General features: G+C 67.2%; 6 protein-coding genes. 5 read left to right on the forward strand and 1 reads right to left on the reverse strand.

The window, feature by feature from the left end:
• The first annotated feature begins 10 nt into the window (after window positions 1–10).
• Window positions 11–2296, forward strand: coding sequence for a beta-glucosidase (locus CSW60_RS01570; protein WP_099535563.1), 2286 nt, complete (start codon window positions 11–13; stop codon window positions 2294–2296).
• Window positions 2296–3699 carry a glycoside hydrolase family 30 beta sandwich domain-containing protein gene (locus CSW60_RS01575; RefSeq protein WP_099537517.1) on the forward strand — a complete coding sequence of 468 codons (1404 nt, stop codon included), beginning with the start codon at window positions 2296–2298 and terminating at the stop codon, window positions 3697–3699. The genes CSW60_RS01570 and CSW60_RS01575 overlap by 1 nt, the downstream gene beginning before the upstream one ends.
• Here the strand turns inward: CSW60_RS01575 and CSW60_RS01580 are convergent.
• Complete coding sequence (locus CSW60_RS01580; RefSeq protein WP_099535565.1) at window positions 3689–4786, reverse strand: CapA family protein; 1098 nt, start codon at window positions 4784–4786, stop codon at window positions 3689–3691. The genes CSW60_RS01575 and CSW60_RS01580 overlap by 11 nt on opposite strands.
• A 290-nt stretch (window positions 4787–5076) precedes the next feature.
• Between CSW60_RS01580 and CSW60_RS01585 the strand changes: the two genes are divergently transcribed.
• The 3 genes from CSW60_RS01585 (at window position 5077) to CSW60_RS01595 (ending at window position 11332) form a co-directional block, all read left to right on the forward strand.
• Complete coding sequence (locus CSW60_RS01585) at window positions 5077–7968, forward strand: TonB-dependent receptor (protein WP_099535567.1); 2892 nt, start codon at window positions 5077–5079, stop codon at window positions 7966–7968.
• Between the two features lie 68 nt (window positions 7969–8036).
• The gene (locus CSW60_RS01590; RefSeq protein WP_099535569.1) at window positions 8037–9449 is read left to right on the forward strand and encodes an SLC13 family permease; all 1413 of its coding nucleotides are present in this window, start codon (window positions 8037–8039) and stop codon (window positions 9447–9449) included.
• Window positions 9446–11332: a CocE/NonD family hydrolase gene (locus tag CSW60_RS01595; RefSeq protein ID WP_099535571.1), complete on the forward strand. Its 1887-nt coding sequence runs from the start codon at window positions 9446–9448 to the stop codon at window positions 11330–11332. The genes CSW60_RS01590 and CSW60_RS01595 overlap by 4 nt, the downstream gene beginning before the upstream one ends.
• Window positions 11333–11338: the final 6 nt, after the last annotated feature.

Raw genomic sequence — 11338 nt, forward strand, 5'->3', positions numbered from 1 at the left:
GAGTAACGCCATGACGACCGCCCAGCCTTCTTCCGCCTTGCGGATCCTGTGCCGGACTACCGCCGCCGTGGCGTTGCTTTCGTTCGCGCCGTTCGCGGGCGCCGTCGCCGAGGTCATGCCGACCAGGGACAGCGCCCCGCTGGCCCCGCGCGCCAATGACCCGGCCTGGGCCCGGGCCGACGCCCTGGTCAAGCAGATGACCCTCGATGAAAAGATCAGATACCTGCACGGCCTCTTCCCGCCCAACACCAAGCCCGCGCCCGCCGACATGATCCCCTCGGCCGGCTACGTGCCGGGCGTGCCGCGCCTGAAAATCCCGACCTTGCGCGAGAGCGACGCCAGCCTGGGCGTCGCCAATCAGGTCGAGCAGCGCAAGGGCGACGTCGCCACCGCCCTGCCCTCCGGCCTCTCGCTCGCCTCGACCTTTGAGCCAAAGCTCGCCTATGCCGGCGGCGCGATGATCGGCGCCGAGGCCCGCGCCAAGACCTTCAATGTGCTGCTGGCCGGCGGCGTCAACCTGACTCGCGATCCGTGGGCAGGCCGCAATTTCGAATATCTCGGCGAGGACCCGCTGCTGGCCGGCGAGATGGCCGGCGAGTCGATCAAGGGCGTGCAGTCCAACCACATCGTCTCCACGATCAAGCACTTCGCCCTGAACGCCCAGGAGACCGGCCGCCACGTGATGGACGCCCAGATTGACGAGGCCGACCTGCGGGAAAGCGATCTCCTGGCCTTCCAGCTCGCGATCGAGAAGAGCAACCCCGCCTCGGTCATGTGCGCCTACAACAAGGTCAACGGCGACTGGGCGTGCCAGAACGACTTCCTGCTGAACAAGGTGCTGAAGCGCGACTGGAACTATCCGGGCTTCGTGATGTCCGACTGGGGCGCGGTGCATAGCACGGTCAAGGCCGCGCTCGCCGGCCTCGACCAGCAGTCCGGCCAGGAGCTGGACACCCAGATCTTCTTCGGCGACGACCTGAAGGCCGCCGTCGCCAAGGGCGAGGTCAGCCAGGCGCGCGTCGACGACATGGTCCGCCGCATCCTGCACGGGGTGATCTCCTCGGGCCTGATGGACAATCCGACCCCGACGAGCGCCCAGCCCATCGACTACGACGCCCACGCCAAGGTCGCCCAGGCCGTGGCCGAGCGCGGCTCGGTTCTGCTGAAGAACGATCGCAATCTCCTGCCGCTGGCCAAGACGGCCAAGAAGATCGTGTTGATCGGCGCCCACGCCGATGTCGGCGTACTGTCGGGCGGCGGCTCGTCGCAGGTCCGCTCGGTGGGCGGCGCGCCGGTCGAGATCCCGCTGAACGGCGGCGAGGCCGCCTCGTTCGTCCGCGTCACCTGGCATGCCTCCTCGCCCCTGGAGGCGATCAAGGCCGCCGCGCCGGGCGCGCAGGTGGTCTATGTCGACGGCAAGGACCAGGCCGCCGCCGCGGCCGCGGCCAAGGACGCCGATGTCGCCATCGTCTTCGCGTGGCACTGGCAGACCGAAGCCCAGGATGCCCCTTCGATCGCCTTGCCCGACAACCAGGACGCCCTGATCGACGCGGTCGCCGCCGCCAACAAGAACGCGATCGTGGTGCTGGAGACCGGCGGACCGGTGCTGATGCCCTGGCTCGATCGCGTCGGCGCGGTGCTGCAGGCCTGGTATCCCGGCCAGCGCGGCGGCCAGGCCATCGCCCGTCTGCTGTTCGGCGAGGTCAACCCGTCAGGCCGTCTGGCGATGACCTTCCCCAAGAGCGCCGACCAGGCGCCCCGCGCCAGCGCGCCCGGCTTCGCCGAGCAGGCCGCCATCGACGACGCCCGCCGCGCCGGCCAGAACGTTCCCGGCATCAAGGGCTTCCCCGTGCAGTACGTCGAAGGGGCCGCCGTCGGCTATCGCTGGTACGCCCAAGAGAAGCTGACGCCGCTCTATCCGTTCGGCTACGGACTTTCGTACACGTCCTTCGCCTACAAGAACCTCAAGGTCGAGGACGCGGCGGGCCTTAAGGTCAGCTTCGACGTGACCAACACCGGCAAGGTCGCCGGCGCCGACACGCCGCAGCTTTACGTCACGACCGGCAAGCGCAAGGCCATGGTCCGGCTGGCCGGCTTTCAGAAGGTCGACCTGGCGCCCGGGCAGACCCAGCGAGTCACCCTGACGGTCGAGCCGCGCGTCCTGGCCGACTATGACGTCGCCAGGCCCGGCTGGTCGATCGCAGCGGGCAGCTATCCGCTCTATGTCGGCCGCAACGCCAGCGAGCCGGTCCTGGCCGGCAAGGCCAATCTGAAGGCTTGGTCGAGGAAGCCCTGATGCGCACGCTCTGCACCGCCCTCGCCGCGCTGGCGGTGGCCTTTCCGGTCGCCGCCGCGCCCAAGCTGCAGGCCTGGGTGACGACCGGCGACAAGACCCAGCTTATGGCCGCCCAGCCGCCGGCGGGCGCCGTCTCGGCGAAAGCCGTCGACGGCTTGCCGCTGATCGCTGTCGATCCCAAGGAGCGCCACCAGTCGATCGTCGGCTTCGGCGCCTCGATCACCGACGCCTCGGCCTGGCTGATCCAGAACAAGCTGTCGCCGGCTCAGCGCGACGCCCTGCTCCATGAGTTGTTCGGCCGCGCCAACGGCGGCCTTGGCTTCAGCTTCACGCGCGTCACGATCGGCGCCTCGGACTTCTCGCTCGACCACTACAGCCTGGACGAGACGCCAAACGGCGAGTCCGATCCTAAGCTGGAGCACTTCTCCCTAGAGAGGCCGGAGCAGTACGTCTTTCCGACCGTCCGCGCGGCGCTGAAGATCAACCCAGACCTCAAGGTCATGCACTCGCCCTGGAGCGCGCCGGCCTGGATGAAGACCACGGGCTCGCTGATCCAGGGCGAACTGAAGCCCGAGGCCTATCCCGTCTACGCCGACTTCTTCGCGCGCTACATCAAGGGCGCGGCCAAGCTGGGCGTGCCCGCCGACTATCTGAGCATCCAGAACGAGCCGGACTTCGAGCCAGACAGTTATCCCGGCATGCGCTGGAAGCCCGAGGGCCGCGCGCGCTTCTTCGGCGAAAACCTGGCGCCAGTATTCCAGCGCGAGAAGATCGCCACCAAGGTCCTCGACTGGGACCATAACTGGGACAAGCCCCAGCAGCCGATGACCGTGCTGGCCGATCCCAAGGCCAACGCCTTCCTCGCGGGCGTGGCCTGGCACTGTTACGCCGGCGACGTCTCGGCTCAGACGCCAGTGACGGCGGCGCATCCGGACAAGGAGATCTTCCTGACCGAGTGCTCAGGCGGCGAATGGGCGCCCCGGTTCGACGACAGCTTCTCCTGGATGGTGGAGAACCTGATCATCGGCTCGACGCGCGGCGGCTCGCGCGGCGTCCTGATGTGGAACCTGGCGCTGGACGAGAAGTTCGGGCCGCATAAGGGCGGTTGCAGCGACTGCCGGCCGGTGGTCACGATCGACAGCGAGACCGGCGCGGTGACCCGCACTCAGGAATACTACGCCTTCGGCCACGCCAGTCGGTTCGTGAAGCCAGGCGCGGTCCGGATCGGCTCGCCAGCCAGGCTGGGCGACCTGCGCACAGTGGCGTTCCAGAACCGCGACGGCGGCCGGGTGCTGATCGTGCTGAACGTTGGCCGCGAGCCGGCCAGCTTCGCGATCGGCGACGGCGCCAAGCGGTTCAAGGCGTCGCTGCCGGCCAGGGCGGCCGCCACCTTTACGTGGTGATCGCCACGCCGCCGGGGCCAAGGCGCAGCGAAGCGCCTAGCTCGGCGCTGGCGGCGGCGAAGCCGTCGAGAATGGCCTTCCGCTCCCCGCTGTTGGCAAGGCGGGGAAGGCCCCGTGTCCGCATGTCCGTGGGGCCACCCCGCCCGATCTCGTTCAGCACGATCGGCTCGAAGCGCAGGCTCTTCACGCGCCCCGCTTCGAAGACGCATTCGGCGAACACGCTGGTCCAGGCCGAAGGCGGATAGGCGCCCGGCGGCTTCTCGGTCTGGAAGATGAAATTGCCAAGCCCGTACAGCAGCGGCGCGCCACGATAGATCTCTCCGCCCTGGAGCACCGGCGCGCCGTGGCCCACGAAAGCCGCCGCGCCTGCGCCCACGCAACGCCGCGCAAGATCGCGCTGCCATGCTGGGACGTCTTCCATGGCCGGCTCCCAGTCGTGATTGTGCTGATAGGCGATCACGACCTGGGACGTCTTCCTAGCCTCGGCGATCGCGCCGAGCACGCGGGCTAAATCCTCCGCCAGGGGCTCGCCGGAGGAGGCGCGTCGTAGCTCGTTCACGCCCGGGCGGTCCAGGGTCGCCGCGCCCCCTTCCCGCACCTTTCCCGTCGCGAAAGCGACAAGCGCGACCTGCCCGGCCTGCGTCTTGCGATAGCCGGGCGCGGCGGCGGCGGCGAGGTTCGGGCCGGATCCCGCATAGGCCAGGCCCTGGCGGCTGACCGCCTCTGCCGTATCGAGAATGCCGCCGCCTCCCAGGTCGAAGGCGTGATTGTTCGCGGTGGCGACCAGATTGACGCCTAGATCGTCCAGCACGCCCAGCACCTCGGGCGCGCCAGAGTGCACCGTCAGGCTTTCCCGTGTCGGCGCGCCGGCGCGAGCCCCCCGAATGACGGTTTCGAGGTTCGTAAAGCAGACATCGTTGCGCCGCAGACGCGCTCGCAGCGCCGGCCGGCCGGGCCACGCATCACCCGCGACGGCGTGCTCGATAAGGGCTTGGCCCAGAAGGGCGACGCTCAACGCGCGAGGCTTGGCGAGGACGGGGGCGGCCAGCAGTCCCGCGCCCGCCGCCAACAAATTCCTACGGTTCATGCCCTCTCCTCGAGTTGCGTCGATCATAGGGTGGAGGTCCTGGTCGAAACCATCCCATGACGGCGCGGCATGCTCTGATGCCGCGGACGGATGACCGCCGAACGCTGTCCGCTAAACAGGCGCTTTCCATGCCTAATAGGCATAAAGGTTACGCACCTCATGCGCCGCGCGCATAGGTCGATCAGCCGCCCCAATGCCATTGCGCGCTGAAAGCAGCGCCACCTAGGCTTTGCGCACTGAGGGGAACCGCGCGGTCGGCGCGGCGAATGAACAACAATTGAGGGGCTAGAATGACCGTATTGAACCCGCGCGCCCTGCGCGCCGGAGCCGCTTACGCCGCCCTGATGGCCGGCATGATCACCGCGCCAGCCATGGCTCAGGTCGCCACCCCAGCCGCCACCCCGTCCACGGACGTGGTCGAGGAGATCATCGTCGTCGGCTCGCGGATCCAGCGCAAGGACGCGGACTCGGTCGGCGTCGTCACCACCCTGACCGAGCAGGACATCAAGCAATCGGGCGCGGGCTCTGTTGGCGAGCTGCTGCAGAAGCTGCCGTCGGCGGGCGTCAGCCTCAGCAGCAACGGCACGCAAGGCACCTCCTACGGCGCCAGCTCGATCAACCTTCGCTACCTCGGCGGCGCGGAAGGCAGCGGCAATCGCGTCCTCGTGCTGGTCGATGGCCACCGCTGGGTTGACGGCGTTGGCCAGCGCGGCTTCCGCGACTTCGTCGATCTCAACACCATGCCGCTGGGCATGATCGAAGGCCTGGAAGTGCTGAAGGACGGCGCCTCGGCGATCTACGGCGCCGACGCCATCGCCGGCGTGGTCAATATCAAGACGGCCCGCGACTTCGACGGCCTGAAGGTCCAGGCGAAGGTGGGCGGCACGACGCACGGCGACGGCCAGACCTATTCCGGCGTGGCGAACTTCGGTAAGCGCTTCGAGAAAAGCGCGCTGCTGGTCTCGCTCAGCTACGTCAAGGACAAGTCGATCCTGACCACTTCGCGCGATCTGACCCGCGCCACCCTGGTCCCGGTCACCGCGCCGGGCACCAGCCCGAACGGCCTCTTCATCCTGCCGGGCCTGTCGAACAACGCCTATTTCGGAACCGCTTCGGGCTTCGCCTCGTCGAGCGCGCCGGTCGCCTTCAACGCCGGCGCGACGATCGGCTCGGGCAGCCTGGCCGACAACGCCTTCCACACCGCCGCCCTGCCCGGCGACTACTACAACACCCAGGCCCAGGGCATCTACTCGACCGGACCCAGCGAACGCTATGGCGTCTATGCCCGCTGGACCACGGATGTCACCGACAAGGTCCGCTTCAAGGGCGAGGTTCTGTTCAACGAGCGCAAGTCCGACCAGCTGTTCTCGCCGGTCCTGCTCGACATCGGCGGCTCGTCCGGCACGATCCGCGGCTTCGCCATCGGCGCCAACCAAGCCTACAACCCGTTCGGCACGGCCAACGGCGTCCCGACGGCCAACGCGGTGGGCTTCGCCGCCAATTCGGCCTGGCGCATCCGCAAGGTCATGACCGAGGTCGGCAACCGCGACAACGTCCAGGACGTGAAGACCTATCGCGTCGCTGGCGGCTTCGACGGCGAGCTGAACCTTTTGGGTCGCGACTGGAAGTGGGACGTCTACGCGCTCTACTCCAAGAACAAGATCGACAGCGAAGCGCGTAACGGCGTCAACTACGACAAGCTGGCGCTCGGCCTGGGCGCCAACTGCGCCACGACGGCCGGGTGCGTGCCGATCAACCTGTTCTCGGGAATGAGCGCCGAGCAGGCCGCCTACATCCGCTATACCGCGCGCGAGTCCAACCAGACGGAGATCTACGATCTGTCGGCGAACATCACCGGCGAGTTGTTCCAGCTGCCGGCCGGTCCGCTATCGATCGCCGCAGGCTATGAGCATCGCCAGAACAAGGCTTCCGACAGCCCGGATCCGTTCGTCAACGCGCTGCCGACCAACATCCCGACGCCGGCCGCCGGCTCGGCCTTCGCCAGCAACACCACCACCACGGCCCAGACGCGCAGCCCGACCAAGGGCCAGTACAAGCTCGATGAAGTCTACGCCGAAGCCGCCATCCCGCTGCTGAAGGACGTTCCGCTGGCCAAGTCGCTGGATATCAGCCTGGCCGCCCGCTACTCGGACTATGACACGGTTGGCGGCGACAGCACCCTGAAGGCCGGTCTCGGTTGGCGCCCGATCCAGGACATCCTGGTGCGCGGCACCTATGCGCAAGGCTTCCGGGCGCCGTCGATCCTGGAGCTCTATCAAGGTGGTCGCCAGACCAGCTTCCAGGGCACGGATCCGTGCAACGGCGGCGCGTCGGCCAATCCGAACCTGCCCGGCTGCGTCGGCGTGCCGACCGGCTACAACCAGGCCAACTACAATCTGAACGGCCTGATCGCCGGGACCATCTCAGGCAACACCAAGCTTAAGGCCGAGACCGCCGACACCTACAGCGCCGGCGTTGCGATCAAACCGCGCTTCGTTCCGGGCCTGAGCCTGACCGTCGACTGGTATCAAATCACCGTCCACGACGCGATCGCCAGCCAGTCGGCGACCCAGATCCTCAGCCTGTGCGCCCAACGCGGCGGCGTGTTCTGCGATCTGGTCACGCGCGACGCCTCGACCGGCGCCATCACCAACCTGCTGCAGGGCGTGCAGAACCTGGCCGAGATCAAGACGTCGGGCGTCGACAGCACTCTGCGCTACGAGTTCAGCAACGACCTGGGCCGCTTCGCCGCGGTGCTCGACACCTCGTATCTGGAGAGCTTCAAGACCACGAGCCCGAACCCGGCGGGCGGCGCGGCCATCGTCGACGAGCGCGCCGGCAAGGGCGATCAACCTCGCGCGACCTACCCGCACTGGAAGGGACAGGCCTCGTTCAGCTGGACCAGCGGACAGTGGAACGCCCTCTGGCGCGGCCGCTACATCGGCTCGACGACCGATGTCGCCAACGCCGTCAAGGACGCCAAGACCAAGGAGATCTTCTACAACGATCTCGAAGGCGGATATCAGTTCGACAAGCGTGACGCGTCGATCAGCATCGGCGTGAGCAACATCTTCGACAAGGCTCCGCCGGCTTCCTACGCGAACGCGCCGATCAACTACGACATCTACACTTACGACGCGCGCGGACGCTTCGGATACGTCCGGGTCTCAGCCAAATTCTAGACCCTGACGAGAGGCGGCCGGGGCTCCCATCCCTCGGCCGCCTCGCCCCATTTTCCTGGCAGGACGCAATGAGCCATTCCACCGACACCCATGCCCGCCCCGCCAGCATGCGCCTGCACCCCACGCTGGTCATGATCTGGGTCCTTCTGGCCGCCGCCCTGCTGACCCATCTGATCCCGGCCGGGCAATTCAAGCGCCTGGGCAAGCTGGTCGTGCCCGGCAGCTATCACGTCGTCGACAAGGTCTCTGGCCCCGCGGCGCTTTTCGCGCTCGCCCCGCCGTCCAGCAAGGACAAACCCGCCCGCGCCGCGAGCCTGGTCTCGCTGGTTAGCGTGATCCCGGCGGGCTTGATCAAGACCGCCCCGCTGATTTTCATGGTGATGTTCGTCGGCGGCATGTTCGCCGTCATGCGCGCGACGGGCGCGATCGACGCCGGCATAGACCGGCTGCTCCACGCGACCGCCGGCAATCTCTACGTCCTGACGCCCGTGCTGATGCTGACCATCGCGCTTGGCAGCACCTTCCTGGGGTTCATATCCGAATATCTGGTCATCATCCCGATCGTGCTGGTGATCGCCCAGCGCATGGGCTTGCCCAACCTCTTCGCCATGGCGGTTGTCGGCGTCGCGGCCAAGGTCGGCTACATCGCCTCGGTCACCAATCCCGTGGCCCTCGGCGTGGCCCAACCGCTGGCGGGTCTGCCGGTGTTCAGCGGCATGGCGCCGCGCCTCGGGGTCTTCGCGCTCTTCCTCAGCGTCGGCGTCGCCTTCGTGCTGCTGTACCTGCGGCGGGTCGCGCCAAAGGACATCAAGGCGACGGCCGAACACCTGCCGGCCGCGCGGCTGACTCCACGCCAAACCGCCGTATTGTTCTGCCTGCTCGCCGGGTGCGTAGCTCTGGTGATCGGCGCTCAGGTCTGGGACTGGGGCAATCCGCAACTCGCCGCCTTCTACGTCGCCCTGACGGTTCTGATCGCTGTGGTCGGCGATCTGAAGCCCGCCCAGACGGCCGACCTGTTCGTCGAAGGCATGAAGTCGATGACGCTGGCGGGCCTCCTGATCGGCCTGGCCGCCGCGGTCGAGATAATGCTGCGCGACAGCCAGGTGCTGGACACGATCATTGCCAACGCCACCAGCCTGGCCTCGGGTCACGCCGCGCCTGTCGTCGCCAACGCGCTAATGGTGATCGAGATGGCGCTGGACGTGGCGATCCCCAGCGTTTCGGGCAAGGCGACCTTGTCCATCCCGATCCTCGCCCCGATCGCCCAGGCGTCAGGCCTCGGAGGACAGACGCTGATCATCGCCTTCCTGATGGGCAGCGGCCTGATGAACATGATCACGCCCACCTCGGGGATGCTGCTGGCCTATCTGGCGACGTCCAAGGTCGGCTACGGCGAATGGGTGCGTTTCGTCGCGCCCTTGCTCGCGATCCTGTTGGTTCTGGCGGTGGCCATTCTGGCCCTGGCGAGCGTGCGCCTATGAGCAACGGCGATCAACGACGGGACCGGCCCTTCATTCCGCCGCCGGATGTCCACGTCACCCGAAACGTCATGGTCGCCATGCGCGATGGGGTTCGCCTCGCGACCGACATCTATCGCCCCGCCATCAATGGCAGACCGATCGAGACGCCGCGCCCCGTCCTGCTGGAGCGGACGCCCTATGACAAGACCGGTGTGAACCACGGCGATCGAACCCGCGATGATCCCACGCCGAGGTCGAAACCTGAGCTGGCCGTCGATTTCGTGCGCGGCGGCTATGTGGTGGCGCTGCAAGATTGCCGAGGCCGCTACGCGTCCGAAGGTGTCTTCGAGAAGTACCTCAACGAGGGAAAGGACGGCTTCGACACGATCGACTGGCTGATCCGCCGCCCTTGGTGCGATGGCAAGGTCGGGACGCTGGGCCTGTCGTACGGCGCGCATGTGCAAAGCGCCCTCGCCTGCCTGGATCCGCCGGGACTGGCGGCGATGTTCCTCGATTCCGGCGGCTTCTCCAGCGCCTATCATTCCGGCATCCGCCAAGGCGGCGCGTTCGAGCTGAAGCAGGCGACCTGGGCCTACAAGCACGCCCTGCTCAGCCCCGCCACTCAGGCCGACCCAGCGCGCCGCGCCGCGCTGGAGGCGCAGGACCTGGAAACTTGGTTCAAGGCCATGCCATGGACGGAAGGCCATTCACCGCTTTCCGCCGCGCCGGAGTACGAGGCCTATCTGCTGGACCAATGGCGCAACGGCCTCTTCGGACCGTACTGGAAGCAGAATGGCATCTATGCGCGCGGCTCCTATGACGCCTATTCCGACGTGCCGGTCGTCCACATGAGCAGTTGGTTCGATCCCTATTCGGTGACGGCGATCGAGAACTTTCTGGGGCTGTCCACGCGCAAGCACTCCCCGGTTAAGCTGATCCTGGGCCCCTGGACCCACGGTCAACGCTCGGTCACCTACGCCGGCGACGTCGATTTCGGACCCGCGGCCCCCTTGGACGGCGCGCTCGCCGAAGACTACGTCGCCCTGCGCCTGGCGTGGTTCGACGCCTGGATGAAGACACCCGCCAGTCACGATCCCCTTCCGCCGGTCAAGCTATTCGTCATGGGCGGCGGCTCGGGACGCAAGACCGCCGACGGTCGTCTCGATCATGGCGGCGCCTGGATGGACGCGGCGGCGTGGCCGCCAGCGGACGTCGCCGTCACGGACTGGTTCTTCCAGGCCGATGGCGCTCTGACGAGGCAAGCGCCCAGCGCGGCGTCGGCGTTCCGGGAATACATCCATGATCCCGGCCGGCCCGTGCCCACCATCGGCGGCGCCATCGCCTCGGGCGCGCCCGTGATGGAAGCCGGCGCGTTTGACCAGCGCGAGGCCCCGGGCGTATTTGGTTGCGAGCCGCCCTATCGCGCTCTTGGCGCGCGGGACAACGTACTGGTGTTCCAGACCTCGCCGCTTGAGCAGGACATCGTCGTCGTCGGTTCGATCAAGGTGGACCTTCACATCGCGTCGGACTGTGTCGACACGGATTTCATGGTCAAGCTGATCGATGTCCATCCGCCATCGGACGACTATCCCGACGGCTATGCGATGAATCTCTGTCACGGAGTGTTGCGCGTCCGGTATCGCGAGAGCTTCGAGCACGAGACCCGGCTGGAGCCAGGCGAAGTCTACGCGATCACGATCGACGCCTTTCCGACCGCCAACCGCTTCGTGAAAGGTCACAGGATCAGGCTCGACATCTCCTCGAGCAATTTCCCCCATTTTGACGTCAATCCGAACTCAGGAGAGCCGGAGGGTTACGGCCGATCTCCCCGAGTGGCGACAAATCGGGTCTATATGGACGCGGCGCGCCCCTCGCGGGTGCTCTTGCCGATCCTTGTGTCTTAGTCGTTC

This window comes from Caulobacter sp. X (genome assembly GCF_002742635.1).
Classification (GTDB): Bacteria; Pseudomonadota; Alphaproteobacteria; order Caulobacterales; family Caulobacteraceae; genus Caulobacter.